At 48.0% G+C, this 18,725-nt stretch carries 12 protein-coding genes; 7 read left to right on the top strand and 5 right to left on the bottom strand.

Translation table 11 applies throughout. The features are described 5' to 3' along the window. Positions 1-121: 121 nt before the first annotated feature. The 4 genes from M1E06_RS10825 to M1E06_RS10840 form a co-directional block, all read right to left on the bottom strand. Positions 122-1,945, bottom strand: coding sequence for an ABC transporter ATP-binding protein (locus M1E06_RS10825; RefSeq protein WP_456270526.1), 1,824 nt, complete (start codon positions 1,943-1,945; stop codon positions 122-124). Next, positions 1,942-3,669 carry an ABC transporter ATP-binding protein gene (locus M1E06_RS10830; protein ID WP_023855736.1) on the bottom strand — a complete coding sequence of 576 codons (1,728 nt, stop codon included), beginning with the start codon at positions 3,667-3,669 and terminating at the stop codon, positions 1,942-1,944. Before M1E06_RS10830 ends, M1E06_RS10825 begins: the two co-directional genes overlap by 4 nt. Continuing rightward, positions 3,666-4,139, bottom strand: coding sequence for a MarR family winged helix-turn-helix transcriptional regulator (locus M1E06_RS10835; RefSeq protein ID WP_020451725.1), 474 nt, complete (start codon positions 4,137-4,139; stop codon positions 3,666-3,668). The genes M1E06_RS10830 and M1E06_RS10835 overlap by 4 nt, the downstream gene beginning before the upstream one ends. Before the next feature lie 139 nt (positions 4,140-4,278). Beyond that, positions 4,279-5,853: an alkaline phosphatase family protein gene (locus M1E06_RS10840; protein WP_026579594.1), complete on the bottom strand. Its 1,575-nt coding sequence runs from the start codon at positions 5,851-5,853 to the stop codon at positions 4,279-4,281. A gap of 130 nt (positions 5,854-5,983) precedes the next feature. Between M1E06_RS10840 and M1E06_RS10845 the strand changes: the two genes are divergently transcribed. Both M1E06_RS10845 and M1E06_RS10850 read left to right on the top strand, forming a co-directional pair. After that, positions 5,984-7,900 (top strand): di-heme oxidoredictase family protein, encoded by a 1,917-nt coding sequence (locus M1E06_RS10845; protein ID WP_035338606.1) that lies wholly within the window; start codon positions 5,984-5,986, stop codon positions 7,898-7,900. Between the two features lie 69 nt (positions 7,901-7,969). Next, on the top strand, positions 7,970-8,134 hold the full coding sequence (locus tag M1E06_RS10850) for a hypothetical protein (protein WP_155121654.1): 165 nt from the start codon (positions 7,970-7,972) through the stop codon (positions 8,132-8,134). Positions 8,135-8,290: 156 nt separating this feature from the next. Here M1E06_RS10850 and M1E06_RS10855 read toward each other — a convergent pair whose 3' ends face one another. Then, complete coding sequence (locus M1E06_RS10855) at positions 8,291-9,193, bottom strand: LysR family transcriptional regulator (RefSeq protein WP_020451722.1); 903 nt, start codon at positions 9,191-9,193, stop codon at positions 8,291-8,293. Between the two features lie 148 nt (positions 9,194-9,341). On the opposite strand from M1E06_RS10855, the gene gltB reads away from it, so the two are divergent. The 5 genes from gltB to M1E06_RS10880 all read left to right on the top strand — a co-directional run bounded on the left by gltB (position 9,342) and on the right by M1E06_RS10880 (position 18,709). Next, a complete protein-coding gene (gene gltB / locus M1E06_RS10860) occupies positions 9,342-13,907 on the top strand; it encodes a glutamate synthase large subunit (RefSeq protein WP_035338609.1) in 4,566 nt (1,521 codons plus the stop codon). Between the two features lie 16 nt (positions 13,908-13,923). Continuing rightward, positions 13,924-15,405: a glutamate synthase small subunit gene (gene gltD, locus M1E06_RS10865; protein WP_020451720.1), complete on the top strand. Its 1,482-nt coding sequence runs from the start codon at positions 13,924-13,926 to the stop codon at positions 15,403-15,405. Between the two features lie 233 nt (positions 15,406-15,638). Next, entirely contained in the window at positions 15,639-15,839 is a 201-nt protein-coding gene (locus M1E06_RS10870) for a hypothetical protein (protein ID WP_020451719.1), read from the top strand. A gap of 139 nt (positions 15,840-15,978) precedes the next feature. Continuing rightward, positions 15,979-17,679 (top strand): DUF6044 family protein, encoded by a 1,701-nt coding sequence (locus tag M1E06_RS10875; RefSeq protein WP_230459177.1) that lies wholly within the window; start codon positions 15,979-15,981, stop codon positions 17,677-17,679. Between the two features lie 22 nt (positions 17,680-17,701). Then, entirely contained in the window at positions 17,702-18,709 is a 1,008-nt protein-coding gene (locus tag M1E06_RS10880) for a glycosyltransferase family 2 protein (protein WP_026579598.1), read from the top strand. Positions 18,710-18,725: the final 16 nt, after the last annotated feature.

Below are 18,725 nucleotides of genomic sequence, written 5' to 3' on the forward strand. Positions count from 1 at the left end.
GCCGAAAGTATCGGATCTAAAAAAGGAAAAAAGGCGAGGTATGCTCACAACACCGGGAACATCAGCTCAGAGATGGATGAAAAAAACGAGGCCGCACCTGATCAGGTACGGCCTCGATCTTTCAGCTTACGGCTTCTTCCCGGGAGAACTGGCTGTTATACAAATCGGCGTAAAAACCGTTCTCGCGGAGAAGCTCTTCATGGCTGCCTTTTTCAATAATATCTCCGTTTTTCATCACAAGAATCAGGTCGGCATCTTTAATGGTAGAAAGACGGTGGGCGATGACAAAACTCGTGCGGTTAGCCATCAGTTTGTTCATCGCTTTTTGAATATTCATTTCCGTCCGGGTGTCGACACTGCTAGTCGCTTCATCCAATATTAAAATCTTCGGATCGGCTAAAATGGCTCTCGCGATCGTGAGGAGCTGCCGCTGCCCTTGCGAGATGTTTTGGGCATCTTCGCCCAGTACCGTATCATAGCCGTCCGGCAAGGTACGGATAAAATCGTCGGCATAGGCGGCTTTTGCCGCCCTGATGATGTCTTCATCTGTTGCGCCATCACGTCCGTAGGCGATGTTTTCGCGGATGGTGCCGTTGAACAGCCATGTGTCCTGCAAAACCATCGCAAACATGCTTCTGGCCTGTTCGCGCGACAGTTCGCTGATGTCAGTGCCGCCGACCTTGATGCTGCCTTTGTTTAATTCATAAAACCGCATCAGCAAATTGATGATCGTCGTTTTTCCTGCACCAGTCGGTCCGACGATCGCAATTGTCTGGCCTTCTTTGGCATGGAGGCTTAAATCGCGGATGACCGGAACGTTTTTATCATAGCCGAAGGCGACACGTTCAAACGATACATCGCCTTTTAATGCGCCGGTATCGATGGAAGCCGGCGTTTCCTCGGTTTCCTCGTCTTCGTCTAAAAGACTGAACACCCTTTCGGCGGATGCGATTGCCGATTGGATTGTATTCGCGATTCCGGCAGCTTGAACGAGCGGCTGGGAAAATTGCTGCGTGTATTGGATAAAAGCCTGCACGCCTCCGATTAAGAGGGTGCCGTTAAGAACGAAAATACCGCCGGTTATGCTGACAAACACATAGCCGAGGTTGCCGATGAATGTCATGATCGGCATCATCAGACCTGAAATAAACTGCGCTTTCCAGCCTGACTGGTAAAGACGCTCATTCACTTCATCGAATTGCTGAATCGCTTTTTCTTCATGACCGAATGCCTTTACTTCCTGGTGCCCTGTAAACATCTCTTCAACGTGTCCGTTGATGTCGCCGAGTTCTTTCTGCTGCGTGCCGAAGTGTTTCTGCGAAAATGAGGCGATAAATCGGACAGCGAGCATGCTGAGCGGAACCGTGATGAAGACGACGAGTGTCAGCACAGGGCTGATCAGGAGCATCATGACGATGATTCCGACTATCGTAATGACAGACGTAATCATTTGCGTCAGCGCCTGCTGCAGTGACGTATTAATATTGTCAATATCATTGACGGCGCGGCTGAGCGTATCGCCATGCGAATGCTTGTCATAGTACTTTAAAGGGAGCCGCGTCAGCTTTTCATTCACTTCCTGGCTCATTTCGTATATCGTTTTCTGGGCTACGCCGGCCATCAGGTATTGCTGCAAGAACGTAAAGAAAGCAGAAAGCAGATACAGTCCTGCCAGGATCATCGTGATCCGGCCGAGAAAGCCGAATTGAACACCGGTGCCTTCTGTAAAGCTTGCGAAAAGGGAAGAGGTCGCATCTCCGAGAAGTTTTGGACTGATGACATTAAACAACGTCGCCAATATTGCAGCACAGACAACGAGCACCAGCTGGAAGGTCCGCGGTTTTAAATAGCGGGCCAATCTCAAGAGGGTCTTTTTAAATTCTTTCGGTTTTGTCTCGTGCATTCCTTTTGGTATCGAGCCGTGATGCTTTTGTTGTTGGCTCATGCGCTTTCCTCCTCGGCCTGCTGTGATGCCACAATTTCCTGGTAAATTCCATTTTCAGCAAGCAATTGTTGATGGGTGCCGATACCGGCTATTTTTCCTTCATTTAATACGATGATTTGGTCCGCATCTGTAATCGTGCTTACCCTTTGGGCAACAATAATGACGGCGGCATCAGCGGTGGTTTTCTGAAGCGCTTTTCTCAGCTTTTGATCCGTTTTGTAATCAAGCGCCGAAAAGCTGTCGTCAAATAAATAAATTTCCGGTTTTCTGACCAATGCCCGGGCGATGGAAAGCCGCTGTTTCTGGCCGCCTGAAAGGTTGGCTCCGGCCTGCTCGATATCAGATTCAATTCCATTTTCCTTGCCTTCCACAAACTCGGCAGCCTGTGCCGTTTCAAGTGCTTCCAAAATTTCTTCATCTGTTGCATCTTCTTTGCCAAATCGGATATTGTCCTTGATCGTCCCGCTGAATATTGAAGCTTTTTGCGGGACATAGCCGATTTTCGCGCGAAGCTCCTTTTGCGCCATCTTTCTGACATCTGTTCCGTTGACAAGCACAGACCCTTTTTCAATATCGAAAAATCTCGGGATCAATTGAAGAATCGTCGTTTTTCCGGCCCCTGTGCTGCCGATGATCGCAGTCGTTTCACCCGGTTTTGCCTTGAACGTAATATTTTCGAGAACGGGCTTTTCAGCTCCGGCATAACGAAAAGTCACATCTTGAAATTCCACATAACCGCGCAAGCCGCTGTCTTTCTGCGGCTCTTTCGGATCGGTAATCGAAGGCACTGTTAACAGCACTTCGTTAATGCGGTCGGCAGATGCCTGAGCCCTTGGGATCATCACGAATGTCATCGCAAGCATGATCAGCGCGATTAGAATCATGGATGCATATTGAAGGAAAGCCATTAAGTTCCCGACCTGCATGCTGCCTTGATCGATGCGGATGCCTCCGAACCAGATAATCGCGATGTTCGTGAAATTCATCATAATCATCATGACAGGGAATAGAAAAGCCATAATTCTGTTGACGGCGATGCCTGTATCGCGAAACTCTTCGTTTGCCTTTTGAAAACGGGCTTTTTCTTGATCAACTCGGTTAAAGGCGCGAACGACGCGAACTCCAGTCAAACCTTCCCTGAGAACAAGGTTGAGACGATCCGTCTTTTTTTGAAGAACGCCGAATAAGGGAACAGCTTTTCTTGTAATGAGAAAAATCAGCCCCGCAAGGATCGGGAGAGCGGCCAGAAATATAATCGACAGCTTGGCATCTCTGGACACGGCAAGCACAATACCGCCGACCAGCATTAACGGCGCTCTTGTCATCAATGAAAGCATCATGTTGAGTACATCCTGGACTTGCTTGACATCATTTGTGGTACGGGTAATGAGAGAAGCAGAACCGATTTTTCCGAATTCATCCATTGAATAGTGTTCAACTTTGACAAACAGCTTGCGCCTGATATCCCTTCCAAAGCCGAGGGCTGTTTTCGAAGCGAAAAACGCTTTTCCGACAGTCATGATGATGGCCAGAAGGGAGCAGGCGATCATCCAGCCGCCGGTTCTCAATATGAATGGCATGTCGCCGTTCACGATTCCGACATCAACGACATCTGCCATTAACGTCGGCAAATAAAGCTCAAGCACACTGCTCAGCAAAGTAAAAACAGCGACAAGAATCACTTGCAGCTTATAAGGCTTTAAATATTTTAAGAGTGAGATCATTTTTCAACCTTCTTTTCACTTGTTTTTTCTCCGTGTTCGATAAACTCGGATAACTTATGAATCAAATCGGCGAACTGCCTGCTTTCATCCTCGCCCAGAAACCGAGTGAGCTGCACGAACCACCGGTTCAGCCCTTTAAGCGCATCGTCCGCCGCTTTTTTTCCTTCATCGGTTAAAAAAATCCGGACGATCCTCCTGTCATCCTCATCCATGCGCCGAAAAACGAGCCCTTTTTTTTCCATTCTGTTCAACATCTGCGTGACGAAAGGGGAGGTGACATGCAGAGCGCGGCTGATTTCGGATGCCATTTTGCCTTCACCGCTTGCTTCATTTAAAAACATCAGCGCTTTTGCCTCAGTCTTTTTCCATTCAACTGCAGGAAAAGACTGCTTCATTTCCGCATACCGCAGCCGGTTGAAAGCTTCGATCAACTGCACAACGGTCTTGCGGCTGACTTTATCTTGTTTCATAAAAAGCACCTGCTTCTCCATTTTAATTAATTAAGTAAATAAACTAAAACACGGTATTATCATACATAGAACAACAAAAGATTGTCAAAGAAGAAACTTATAAAAAAGAAAAAACCCGATCATTGATGACATGACCGGGTCATTGTACGAGCTTCATAAAAAAATCTTTCATTTCAAGGTGGCGAAGATGTTCCGGAACTTTTTCCGAACCGACGATGATCATCGGAGCCAAGCTATCCGTTTTATAAAGTGAGCCATGGCCGCCTCCGCCAAAATGGAGGGGAGACTTTTCGCCGGCAAATTGGAACCCGGGTTTCGCGTCGGCGATCACAAACTGTCCGCGATGCGAATGCATGGCGCTGTACAGGCGGGCAAGAGCATCCGGGTAATCGCCGTATTGGATCGAGACGCCGTCTGCTTTAATGTCCAATAAAGAAAAATCTCCGCTGATCGTCCATGACTGCCCGTAAGGATCTTGATAGCCGCCTTTTGGACGAAACCGAAGCGGTTTTAAAGAACGCTTCGAATCAACATATATCCAGCCGCTTTTTTTCCACGCTGTGAAAGCGATTCGTTCGTCTTTTTTCAATTCATTGACGGCACCTTGCAGCGGCATGTTTCGATCCGTGACATAAATGTATGCCATTCTGTCGTTTACTGCAAAAAGAAGCTGGGCGTTTCGATCGGGGGCTTCGTTTATTTTAGCGATCCGGTATCCTTTAAAAAGCGAATGAAGCCGGATGGCGGCCTTGTCTTTATCGCGTCCGATCGCTGTCTGCCCGCCATCACCCATGACGACCCATACCGCTTTTTCGGCCGCATCGCGCCAAGAATCATATGCATTCAATATACGCTGCAGCTGCTGGTCCATTTTTTCGAGGCCTTTCATGTCCATCGGGCCTTTTTTGTGTGCATCATGGTCAAAATCGGGCAAGTAGGCGACAGTCAGCGCAGGAAGCTTCCTCTTTTTAATTAAATAGGCCACTTCCTGTGCTGTGAACTTGTCGTTAACGCCATAACTTTGCCAAATATGGTGGTGGGGGTTATCGGGATCGAGCTGGGCAAAGCGGCCGAACGAAAAAAGAGCCGGCCCGTTTACCATCATATGTTCAGGCATCAATTTAAGCTTTTTGAGCGGGGGCGGGATATTTAATTCGTGGCGGTCAGGCCCTCTGTATATGAGCCCGTTGATGGATGCCGACTGTTTTCCTCGCACTTGCAAATCATCATGGACCGTTGTCACCTTCCGGCTTAAATGGCGGTGATTAAGAGAAAATATCCCGTCTTCGATCGTTTGTTTGATGCCGAGTGTGGCGATTTCTTTTTTATCGCTCCCGTAATTCACGATTCTCTGTTCATCCTGATCATACCAGACGAGCCCGGGAACGCGGTGGATATTCGGATAAGTTCCGGTGAGCAGGGTGCTGTCAATCGAGACCGACATGGTCGGATACGCGTTTACCACTTCAGGTTCATAATGACCGTTTTCAAGAAAGAATTTTAATGCCGGGGCGCGGCCTGCTTGAATCGCTTTTTTCAAAGGCTGATCCATCAAAGAGTCGATGATCAGGACAATGACCGGTTTTTTGGAGGATTTGACGGCCTCTGCTTCTTCATCCGGGAGTCCCAATTTTTCATTCCCGGCATTCAGCCATATAATAAATGAAATTAGCGCACATATAAAAATGGCAAGAACAATGCTTAGCTTTTTCAAAATGGCCTCATTCCTTTAATCCCATCATATGCATATTCTGGCATGGGACGCCGGAAGTTATAGCTGGTAATACGTTCTAAATGATTCACGGCAGCTCTGGGGAATCCTATTCAATTAGAAAGGTGGGTCAATGATGAAAAAGCATAAATGGTTAGCCGCATTTGCTATCATCGCGATTTTAGCCGTAATTGGCTATATCACGGTCAGACATCTTGAACCGGAATATGTATATATGCCTCCTAAAGAAAAAGTCATCTCAAAAGAAAAACGAGTGCACGGATACGATCTATGGGGAGCATTTACACCGGACAAGCCCGCCCCCGCAGAGGAGGGAGCTGTAAAGGTTGATGACCGCCTTCTCGACTTGGGACGGGAGACATTTTATAAGGAAACTTTCGGCAACGAAGTGTTTTTGACAGATATCATCGGACTCCTTGACGGTCCCATTACAGCAGCCAACATGACGAAAGCCATTGCCGGATTGAAAGGGAAAGGGACGACGAACTTGCGCATCGAATTAGCTGAAACGGTTAAGGTCGGCGGGAAAATCTTTAAAAAAGGCGAGAAGATCGACACCGGCATTGATGTTCCAAAAGGGGCATACGCACCGCTCGGCATGCCTTTCAAATACGCTGACGGAAAAATCAAAGCCGGCATCAGCTGTGCGGCCTGCCACGCCGCAGTCGATCCGAAAACGATGAAGGTGATGGAAGGCGTGACAAACTCTGATTTAAATACAGGGCTGATGCTGGCGCTGGCGACAAATTCAGCGGCTTATTTTACACATGCCGAAATTGATAACATTCAACAATTTATGAATGATAAAAGCCCTGTGATCACTGCCAGAAACGGCAAAAAAGAACGCCTTCCCGATCCGGACCGCCTCGAAGATGCGGTCGATCGCATTTTCCTGAAGTGGCCAAGAGGTTTTTTCGACTCGACGATCGATATGAAAAGCAATCCCACGCAGATTCCGGATGCCTATACATTGGGCGACCATCCGTACAGCTGGAGCGGTTCGGCAATGGCCGGTCCTTTTAAAGGCTTGACTGTGTTCAGCAATAATGTTCATGCGCAAAATTCGGACAGCCTCTCGCAAGCCCCGGCAAGCCGGGCGCTTTTCGGCATGAGCGAAGATGTTTATATCGGGACGATCCTGCAAAGGGCTCCCGTCTCAACATACAGGTATCAGCCGAAAAAAAAGGAAAGTCCGACTGCGTTTTTCAAAAAAGCCGATCCCACTCCCGGAGTACCGGGCGTCAACCAAATGGTCAAGCCGCCAAACTATCCTAACATCACATTGGCGGCGCCCGACGGCGTACTTGTGAGCTCACCCGGACGAAAAGTGAATGAAGAAAACAACGCTGTATCCGCCTGGCAAAATACACTTAGACCTCCTGATCCGCGGCAAAAAACCGACAGCCAAACCGTCAGGCGCGGCAGACGTGTTTTTGAACAAGCGGGCTGCATATCCTGTCATGCCGGCCGGTATTTGACGAACAACAAGGTCATCTCGGTAGAAAAAATCGGAACCGAGCCGACAAGGGCCCGGTCTTTTAAGAAAACGGAAAACATATTCGGGAAAAGCCTTATTCATTCGCCTGACACACCGGTGCCTCTGCCGCGCAAACCGAAGATCCTGAAAGTCCCGACAGCCGGGTTTGACCCCGAACAGATCAAGCTTTCCTGGGCGCAGGGAGATTCCAAAGGCGGGTACAAAGTGCCGAGTCTGATCGGCGTTTACTGGCGCGCTCCTTATTTGCACGACGGAGGGGTTGCAGTGGGAAGCTCATTAAAAGAGACAGGCTTACCAAAGACGGTCATAAAAGGTAAGCTGGCGGATCCTTATAACAGTTTGCTGGCGATGATCGACAGAGATTTAAGACAGCAGGTCGTCAAAAGCAATTCGGAATCGCCCGACTTAAAAGCGGTCAGGGTAACCGGCAAAGGGCATGAATTCTGGATCGACGCCAAAAGCGGCTTTTCCGAACAAGAGCAAAAAGCGTTGATTCATTATTTAATCCATGCCGATATGCCGAAAAAGTAAGGAATAAAATGAAACGATAAGCCGCCTGAATGGCGGCTTTTTTTAAAACTTCATCACGGGAGCGGCGATGTGATCGCCTTTTCGGTCCTTTGTGACGGCGCGATCCGGCTGACGGAATATGTCATTCACTTCAGCGGTTTTGACGAGTCAAAGGCCGGTTCCAGTCTGCAGCCAGTGCTGGCGAGTCCGTTTCCAGACAGAAAAAACTGGCGTCAGTATGAAAAATCAGCATAAAAAAAGGGGATAAACATACATATATAAGATGCGCTTTTTACAATAGAAGAGATGCGCTGAGAATAAATGGACAGAAAATTCAGACATTAATTGTTGTTTATGATAAAATGAAAACAGCCAAGCTTTTGCGCCCGGCTGAATTCGTTGTCATACTAGCTATTGGTATTGCTGAAGGCGAGAAAAAAACTTCTTTACGAACTGATAAAAGACTTTTGCAGAAGGGGAAAGCTCCCTGTTTTTAGGGGTGATGATTCCGACTGTGCGCTTTACTTGAGGATAATCAATCGGAATCTTCTTTGTAAAACGGGGAGCCGTTTCATTAAAGGCGCTTTCCGGCAAAAGCGTCACACCCATATCAGCAGAAACCAGCCCTTTGATCGCATCCAAATCTTCGCCCTCTGAGGAAATTTTAGGCGTATATCCTACTTGCTTGCATGCATCAACAGCCATTTTTCGAAGGATGTATCCGTCTGGAAACAGCACATACTGATCATTTCTGAGATCGCCGAGATGAAGGCTTTGCTGGCCTGATAGGGGATGATTGATCGGCACGAGTGCCAAAAGGCTTTCCGAAAACAAAATGTCCCCTTTAATCTCAGCGATATTTGACGGAACAGGACCGAGAAAAGCCAAATCGATATCCCTGTTTTTCACCGCTTCGATTAAAAATTTATAAGATCCCTGCCTTAAAAGAAAAGCGACATGAGGATGCTCCTCTTTAAAAGCGGAAATAACCGTCGGGAGGAACTGGCCCGCAAGGCTTGTCGGGAAACCGATTTTAACGGTCCCGCGATTCGGGTCCAAATACTCATCGATTTGTTCCTTCGCGAAATCGATCGCTTTCATCGCTGTTTTAATATGGTCTAAAAACTGTCTCCCGATCGGAGTCAGCTTCACATTGCGGCCTTCGCGCTCAAACAAATCAACACCGAGCTCTTCTTCGAGATTGGCGATCTGCCTGCTGATCGCCGACTGAGCGACATGAAGGTGCATGGCCGCTTCCGATACGTGCTCTCTTTCTGCAACTTCCATAAAATAATGCAATTGGCGTAATTCCATCGTTGTTTCACCTGCTCATCTCAAAATGAGATAGTTTTAATCTAAATTATATATTGTTTGTATAGATTTGAAAACCTACAATAGGATTAGAGTTTGTAAGATTTTATGACCGGGGACAAACGGGAAAAATGAACGGGGGAGAGGAACAATGACTTATAATCAACTACCAAAGGCACAAGGTCTCTACCGTCCTGAATTTGAACATGATGCATGCGGAATCGGCCTTTACGCTCATTTAAAGGGCCTTCCTACTCATGATATTGTCAAAAAAGGATTACAAATGCTTTGCCAATTAGACCACCGGGGCGGTCAGGGCAGTGACCCGCATACCGGAGACGGAGCAGGCATCATGATGCAGATTCCGGATGCTTTTTTCAAAAAAGTCTGCGCCGGTTTCAACTTGCCTGAAAAAGGACGCTACGGCGTCGGGATGATCTTCTTTTCTAAGGATGACAGCGGGCGCGAAAAAACCGAAGCGCGCATTAACGAGCTGATCGAACAGGAAGGACAGACGGTGCTCGGCTGGCGAACTGCACCTGTAAATGTCGGAAAAATCGGAACAGTCGCACAGAAAAGCGCGCCAGTCGTCCGCCAGGTATTCATCGGAGCAAATGAAGCGCTGAAAGACAATCTGGCATTCGAACGGAAGTTGTACATCATTCGCAAACAGGCCGAAAATTGGGCGAAAGAACACGACAAAACGTTCTATTTTGTCAGCCTCTCTAGCAATACCATCGTATATAAAGGACTTTTAACGCCCGAGCAGGTTGATGCTTTCTATGAAGATTTACAGGACGAGGACTTCGTCTCAGCTTTTGCATTGGTTCACTCCCGTTTCAGCACAAACACGTTTCCGAGCTGGGAAAGGGCACATCCAAACCGCTATCTGATCCACAACGGGGAAATCAATACGCTGCGCGGCAATATGAACTGGATGAAAGCGAGGGAGCAGCAGTTTGTTTCCGAAGCGTTCGGCGAAGACTTGCCAAAGGTTTTGCCAATCCTCGATGAAAACGGAAGCGACTCCTCGATCCTGGATAACGCTTTTGAATTCTTTGTTCTGGCTGGAAGGAATCCTGCCCATGCTGCAATGATGCTGATTCCGGAGCCGTGGAACGAGAACCCGTACATGTCAAAAGAAAAGAAGGCATTTTACGAATATCACAGCTCTTTAATGGAGCCATGGGACGGCCCGACTGCGATTTCATTTACAAACGGAAAACAGATCGGAGCCATTTTAGACCGGAACGGGCTCAGACCCGCTCGCTATTATGTCACTAAAGACGACTACCTTATTTTTTCCTCCGAAGTCGGCGTGATTGATGTCGAACAGGAAAACATCTTATATAAAGACCGGCTGGATCCCGGGAAAATGCTTCTTGTTGATCTTGAAGAAGGGCGGATTATCTCCGATGAAGAAGTCAAATCCGAAATCGCCGGGGAGTTTCCGTACCAGGAATGGCTTAGTAAAGAACTGGTTCATGTCTCAAACGATATTGAGGAAACCGAAGAAAAATCTGTGCCTGACCTATTGACCCGCCAAAAAGCATTCGGTTTTACGTACGAAGATATTCACAAATATTTAATTCCTGTCATTACAGAAGGCAAAGACCCGCTCGGTTCAATGGGCCACGATGTCCCGCTGGCGGTGTTGTCAGACCGTCCGCAATCGCTGTTCAACTATTTTAAACAGCTGTTTGCACAAGTTACAAATCCGCCGATTGATGCAATCCGCGAGCAGATCGTCACTTCGACATTGACATGGCTCGGAGCGGAAGGCGATATTCTCCATCCGAATGAAAGCAGCTGCCGCCGGATTAAATTGTATACACCGGTCTTGACAAACGCACAGTTCAATTCTTTAAAAGGACTTGTGCATAAGGATTTCAAAAGCAAGACGATTCATACGCTCTTTACAGACGACTTGAAGAGCGGCCTCGAAGATATGTTTAAAGAAGTGGACAGAGCGATCGCCGAAGGCGTGACTCTCCTTATTTTATCCGACCGCAAAATGGACGGTCAGAAAGCGCCGATTCCTGCGCTGCTAGCCGTCAGTGCCTTGCATCAGTATTTAGTCCGCGCGGGAAAACGTACGAAAGTCAGCATTATCGCCCAATCCGGTGAAGCGCGCGAAGTTCACCATTTTGCCGCCTTGATCGGCTACGGAGCGGATGCCATTCATCCGTACCTCACGTATGCGACATACAAGCAGGCGATTGAAGACGGAGCACTTTCCATCAGCTATGAAGAAGCCGTTACAAAATACAGCAAAAGCGTGACAGAGGGCGTCGTAAAAGTGATGTCCAAAATGGGTATTTCCACTGTTCAAAGCTACAGGGGCGCACAGATTTTTGAAGCGGTTGGGATCAGCAAAGACGTCATAGACAGCTATTTCACAGGAACGGCATCACAGCTCGGCGGAATCGGTCTGGATACGATTGCCGAAGAAGCGAAGCGCCGCCACAGGGAAGCGTATGAAGATACATTCAGCGAAACGCTTGATTCGGGAAGCGATTTTCAATGGAGAAAAGGCGGGGAGCACCACGCTTTTAACCCGAAAACGATTCACACGCTGCAATGGGCATGCCGCAAAGGTGATTACAGCCTGTTTAAACAATATTCGAAAGCAGCTGATGAAGAAAGAATCGGTTTTCTCCGCAATCTCTTCTCATTTGATGAAAACCGGAAGCCGCTGCCGCTTGAAGAGGTCGAATCTTCTGAATCGATTGTGCGCCGCTTTAAAACAGGGGCGATGTCATTCGGCTCTTTAAGCAAGGAAGCCCATGAAGCGCTGGCGATTGCAATGAACCGTCTCGGCGGAAAAAGCAACAGCGGGGAAGGCGGAGAAGATCCGGCGCGCTTTACGCCTGACGCAAATGGCGATAACCGCCGCAGCGCGATCAAGCAAATCGCTTCAGGCCGTTTCGGTGTGAAGAGCCATTATCTCGTCAATGCCGACGAGCTGCAAATTAAGATGGCTCAGGGTGCAAAACCTGGGGAAGGCGGACAGCTTCCTGGCAACAAAGTGTATCCATGGGTTGCCAATGTACGCGGATCTACGCCTGGGGTAGGCTTGATTTCACCGCCGCCGCACCACGACATCTACTCGATTGAAGATTTGGCGCAGTTGATCCACGATTTGAAAAACGCCAACCGCGATGCACGGATCAGTGTAAAGCTTGTCGCTAAAGCCGGGGTCGGCACGATTGCAGCCGGAGTCGCCAAAGCGACTGCCGATGTCATCGTCATCAGCGGCTATGACGGGGGCACTGGAGCCTCACCGAAAACAAGCATTAAGCATACCGGCCTTCCGTGGGAGCTTGGACTCGCAGAAGCACATCAAACACTGATGATGAACGGTTTGCGCGAACGCGTCGTATTGGAAACAGACGGCAAATTAATGACCGGCAGAGACGTTGTCATGGCTGCGCTTTTAGGAGCCGAAGAATTCGGTTTTGCCACAGCGCCGCTCGTTGTTCTCGGCTGCGTTATGATGAGAGCCTGTCATTTGGATACTTGCCCTGTCGGGGTAGCGACGCAAAACCCTGAGCTGCGCAAAAAGTTCATGGGCGATCCGGATCACATCGTGAATTACATGCTCTTTGTCGCAGAGGAAGTTCGCGAATTGATGGCCCGGCTCGGTTTCAGAACAGTTGATGAAATGGTGGGCCGCACGGATGTCCTTCGTGTCAGCGAACAGGCGAAAGCACATTGGAAAGCGGGTCAGCTCGATTTATCAAACCTGCTATATCAGCCGGAAGGCGCACGCACATTCCGTACGCCGCAAAACCACAAAATCGATGAATCACTTGATATTACGCAAATTCTACCCGCCGTCCAGTCAGCTGTTGAAAACGGCACGTCTGCGGAAGCATCCTTTGAAATCCGCAACATCAACCGTGTAACAGGAGCCATAACCGGAAGTGAAATTTCTAAGCGCTACGGCGAAGAAGGCCTCCCTGAAGATACGATTACGCTCAGATTCACAGGTTCAGCGGGGCAAAGCTTTGGCGCGTTCGTACCAAAAGGAATGACAATGTATTTGACAGGAGATGCCAATGATTATATCGGCAAAGGTCTTTCAGGCGGAAAAATCGCCGTCAAAGCGCCTGACGAATTCAACCCTGCATTCCGTGAAAATGTTATTGTCGGAAATGTTGCGTTCTACGGTGCTACAAGCGGAGAAGCTTATATTAACGGACTCGCCGGCGAACGGTTTGCCGTCAGAAACAGCGGAGTCAGCGTTGTCGTTGAAGGCATCGGCGACCATGGCTGCGAATACATGACCGGCGGGCGCGTCGCTATTCTCGGCGACGTCGGCAAAAACTTTGCCGCGGGCATGTCAGGCGGAATCGCCTACGTGTACGCCGAAGACAAAAAAGCCTTTAAACGGAAATGCAATCCTGAAATGATCGAATTTGAAACACTTGAAGCACCTGAGGAAATCGCCGAACTGAAAACGATGATCGAAAACCATTACAGATATACTGAAAGCTCAAAAGCAGCTTCGATACTTGATCATTGGGAAGAGGCCGTCGGCCGGTTTGTGAAAGTGATTCCGAAAGACTTCAAGCAAATGATAGAGCGGATTAAAGAGCAAAAAGAAGCCGGCTTGTCTGATGAAGAAGCGCTGATGTACGCGTTTGAAGCCGGTACGAAGCAAAAGATTGAACCGTCTGCGGCTGCTTCATCAAAAGAAGCGGTGGCACAGTAAGAAAGGGGAGGGGAAAATGGGCAAAGCAACAGGATTTATGGAATTCAAGCGGGAAAAGCCTGCTGAACGCGATCCTCTCACACGGATAAATGACTGGAACGAATATTCGTCTCCATTTTCTGAGGAAGCATCAAAAAGACAGGGAGCGCGCTGCATGGACTGCGGCACCCCCTTTTGCCAAATCGGCATGGATATAGGCGGTTATACGTCAGGATGTCCGATACACAATTTAATCCCTGAATGGAACGACCTCGTTTACAAGGGAAGGTGGAAAGAAGCGCTTGACCGCCTTCTGAAGACAAACAACTTCCCTGAATTCACGGGGCGGGTCTGTCCGGCCCCTTGCGAGGGCTCTTGTACGGTGGCGATTTCCGACCCGGCCGTATCCATCAAAGGGATCGAACGGACGATTATTGACAAAGGATTTGAAAACGGATGGATTCAGCCGCGGATTCCGAAAAAACGGAGCGGCAAAAAAATCGCGATCGTGGGCTCAGGGCCTGCCGGTCTGGCAAGCGCCGATCAATTGAATCAAGCGGGGCATTCGGTCACTGTTTACGAGCGCAGCGACCGCCCGGGCGGCCTGTTAATGTACGGCATTCCAAGCATGAAGCTTGAAAAAAGCGTTGTCGAACGCCGCATCAAACTATTGACGCAGGAAGGCATCGACTTTGTCACCAATACGGAAATCGGCAAAGATATTACAGCCGACGAGCTAAAAGAACAGTACGATGCGGTTATCCTTTGCACAGGAGCCCAAAAACAGCGCGATCTCTTGATTGAAGGCCGGGAAGCAAAAGGTGTCCACTTTGCCATGGACTATTTAACAGGCACTATAAAAAGCATGCTCGATTCGAATTTTAAAGATAAACAGTTTATCAATACGAAAAATAAAGATGTCATCGTCATCGGCGGGGGAGATACCGGAGCAGACTGCGTTGCAACGGCCTTGCGCCAAAAAGCGCGAAGCGTCGTCCAGTTCGGCAAACATCCGAAGCTGCCCGATACAAGAACCGCCGAAAATATGTGGCCTGAACAGCCGCATGTCCATTCACTGGACTATGCTTATGAAGAGGCGCAGGCAGCATTCGGCAGCGATCCGAGACAATATTCGATCCAAACGAAAAAGCTTGTCGCAGACAAAAACGGCCATTTGAAAGAACTGCATACGATTCAAATGAAAAAAGTAAAGAATGATCAAGGAAAATTTGAGTTTCACGAAATTCCGGGCACGGAAAAAGTATGGCCTGCTCAATATGTCTTTATCGCTATCGGCTTTGAAGGAACGGAACAGCCGCTGCTTGAACAATTCGGGGTAAATACGGTGAGAAATAAAGTTGACGCAGCATACGGGGAATTTAAAACGAATGTCGATGGAGTCTTCGCAGCAGGGGATGCGAGAAGAGGACAGAGCCTGATCGTTTGGGCGATTCACGAGGGACGCGAAGTCGCCCGTGAGGTTGACAAATATTTAATGGGAAGTTCTGTACTGCCATAAAACAAAGGGGTTTTCACATCATATAAATAAAGCCTGTCCTGCGACCTTCTTTAGGTTGACAGGGCAGGCTGTTTTTTTGTTTGCTTCACAATATTCACCTGCTGATTCGACTTGCCATATCGTTATTTGTTCGAATTTATACAAAGGCAATGATAAAAAAATTGTGTACGTACTCCATTTAATGGTATATAACATAACCTAAAGTATGCAACGCAATAAAGGAGGCTATAACAGTGGAAGAAACTTATCAATATCAAGATGACTGGACGGATGCGGATAGACAGCAGCCTTTTACTTATGGCGGCTACGGCGGCTACCCCTATCCGCGGCCAAGACCGCGCCCTAGACCGAGACCGCCGTTTTATCCGTATCCATTCTTCTATCCGTTCTTTCCTTTTTATCCATACTACCCTTACTACCCGTACCCTTGGTAATGGGTAAAGCGAAGCTGTCTGGTGAAACAGACAGCTTTTTTCATTTTGATGAATTTTTCAAAACGCTTCCACGAATAATAACAGCGATATGATAAAAGCTCTATATTTCCAAAAGAGAACAAAATTGGATGTGGTATTCGTGTCGTTATTCGTCAAAAAGACCAGCAAGGAAAAGCGATATTTAATTTTCGCATTCAGTGTCATTCTTCTCTATGTCCTTCCGCTTTACATATTAAATGAAGACGCTCATATCCGCGTGCATGACAACCTGGATTCCAACATTGCATGGTATAAGGTGCTGGCGGAAAGCGGTCAACTGCTCGGCGGTGTTAAAGCCGTTATTCCGCAAATCATCAACGGACTGCCGCGGGATGCTTACGGAACGGAATGGAGCGGCATTGTCTGGCTTCATGCCTTGTTTCCCTCAATGACCGCATACGCTATAAGCCAAACGATCACGAGGGTGTTTGCCTTTGTCGGGATGTACCTGCTGCTGAAAAGCCATTTGATTCGCGATGAAAAAGCGTATTTCATCAGAATCGCGGTATCGCTTGCTTTTGCCCTGACACCCTTTTGGCCTTCGGGAATGCTCAGCACGCTTGGCCATCCTTTAGCTTTATGGGCTTTTTTAAACATCAGGGCAGGAAGAGACTCATGGAAAGAATGGGCGACCCTTGCGCTTTTGCCGCTTTACTCAAGCTTTGTGCTCGGTTTCTTCTTTTTCCTAGCAGCCGTTTCACTGATTTGGCTTTATGATTTGGTTTTAAAGCGCAGCTTTAACCTTCGCTTTCTCGGAAGCATCGCTCTCATGACGGGCATTTTTCTGGCGATAGAATACCGGCTTGTTTATTCGGTTTTCGCTTCAGGCGAAACGATGCATCGGGTTGAATTTATTTCATCCAGGCACGACATCCTTCATTCGTTTCGGCTGTCATTTAAAAATTTCGTGCTCGGCCACAATCATGTCATGACCGTCCATACGGCGGTGATCCTGCCTTTGATTGTGCTCACTTTTGGGCTCGTCGTTGCGAGACAACGAAAAAAGCGGCCAAGAGAAGAAAAGCTGTTCATCTTTTTATTCATTTTAAATTATGCGCTTTCTTTATGGTATGCCCTCTGGTTCAACAAGCTGTGGGCGCTTCCCAAGGAAAAGATCAGTCTGCTTTCGGCATTCAATTTCGCGCGTTTTCACTTTTTGCGCCCTCTTGTGATATACGCAAGCTTTGCAGTTGCATGCTACATATTGTGGAAAATGGGGAAGAGATGGCGGCGCTTCGTCCATGCCGCGCTGGTCGCCCAGCTGCTCGTGCTTATACCGTTTCATGAAGAGCTGACTTACGGCGCATACCACCATGCCCCGACCTTTCGGGAATTTTATGCATCAGATCAGTTCAAACAGATCAAACGGTTCATCGGCCGGTCTCCCGATTCCTACCGGGTGGCGAGCATCGGCCTGCATCCCGCGATTGCGCAGTATAACGGTTTTTACACACTTGATACGTATGCCAATATTTATCCGCTGAAGTACAAGTATCAATTCCGGAAAATCATCGCCAAAGAGCTTGAGAAAAATCCGGTCTTGAAACGCTATTTCGATGAGTGGGGGAGCCGCTGCTACTTGTTTGTTGACGAGCTCGGAAAACATTACGCGTTCAAAAAGAGCACGAAGAAAAAAATCACGAACCTCGAATTGAACACTGAAGCGTTCAAAAAAATGGGGGGGCGATATATTTTTTCTTCGGTTCCGATTATGAATGCAGAACAAAACAAGCTGGCGTTTTTAAAGCGGTTCAGCCACCCGCAGTCCGCTTGGAACATCTATGTATATGAAGCGAAATAAGCATCGATAAGGAGGAAGCAAATTGAATCTTCAACAGCCTTTGCTGACAATCGTCATACCCTGCTATAACGAAGAGGACGTGTTTGCCGAAACCGCAAAACAGCTGACTGCGGTATTGGATGATCTCACAGCAGACAAGCTGATCTCTGCAGAGAGCAAGCTTTTATTTGTCGATGACGGATCGACGGACCGCACATGGCCGCTGATTGCTATGGAAAGCACAAAAAACCGCTATGTGACAGGCTTGAAGCTGGCCCGTAATTCGGGACATCAAAAAGCTCTCTTAGCCGGACTAGATAAAGCGAAGCAAAAATCGGATTGCGTTATTTCAATCGATGCCGACCTTCAGGATGACATTTCGGCGATTCGCCGGTTTATCGAAAAATATCATGAAGGCTATGAAATCGTCTACGGCGTACGCCGCAGCCGGAAAACGGATACATGGTTTAAACGAACGACAGCCGCATGGTTCTACCGGATCATGAATAAGCTCGGCATCCAGCTGGTCGATAACCATGCCGACTTTCGGCTTTTGAATAAACGGGCGCTTGAAGAGCTCAGCCGTTATGCAGAAGCAAATGTTTTTCTGCGCGGTCTGGTGCCTTTGATCGGCCTTCGGTCGGCCAAAGTGTTCTATGACAGAAAAGAGCGGCTGGCTGGAGAAACGAAATATCCGCTGAAAAAAATGCTGTCTTTCGCTTTTCACGGGATTACGTCATTCAGTGTCGCTCCGATCCGTTTTTTTACCCTGATTGGCTTCTTCTTATTTTTCCTAAGCTGCATCGCGGGTATATATGCAATGATTCAAAAGCTGCTCGGCTACACGAATGCTGGCTGGGCTTCGTTGATCATTTCGATATGGTTTTTGGGCGGTTTGCAATTGATGGGGATCGGCATTATCGGCGAATATATCGGAACGATTTTCACCGAAGTGAAAAGAAGGCCGAGGTATGCGGTGGATATCGATTTATATACGGAACGGCTCGGCCGGCGCGAACCTGAAAAACGGCCGGAAACGAAGTTCAGTTGATGACGGATCAAACGGA

Source organism: Bacillus sp. AK124 (assembly GCF_053903085.1).

What these genes read in the sequence shown, in the direction of transcription:
- gltD (WP_020451720.1), top strand. Translation starts at nt 13,924, where the DNA reads ATGGGCAAAGCAACAGGATTTATGGAATTCAAGCGGGAAAAGCCTGCT.
- M1E06_RS10855 (WP_020451722.1), bottom strand. Translation starts at nt 9,193, where the DNA reads ATGGAATTACGCCAATTGCATTATTTTATGGAAGTTGCAGAAAGAGAG.
- gltB (WP_035338609.1), top strand. Translation starts at nt 9,342, where the DNA reads ATGACTTATAATCAACTACCAAAGGCACAAGGTCTCTACCGTCCTGAA.
- M1E06_RS10845 (WP_035338606.1), top strand. Translation starts at nt 5,984, where the DNA reads ATGATGAAAAAGCATAAATGGTTAGCCGCATTTGCTATCATCGCGATT.
- M1E06_RS10835 (WP_020451725.1), bottom strand. Translation starts at nt 4,139, where the DNA reads ATGAAACAAGATAAAGTCAGCCGCAAGACCGTTGTGCAGTTGATCGAA.
- M1E06_RS10830 (WP_023855736.1), bottom strand. Translation starts at nt 3,669, where the DNA reads ATGATCTCACTCTTAAAATATTTAAAGCCTTATAAGCTGCAAGTGATT.
- M1E06_RS10825 (WP_456270526.1), bottom strand. Translation starts at nt 1,945, where the DNA reads ATGAGCCAACAACAAAAGCATCACGGCTCGATACCAAAAGGAATGCAC.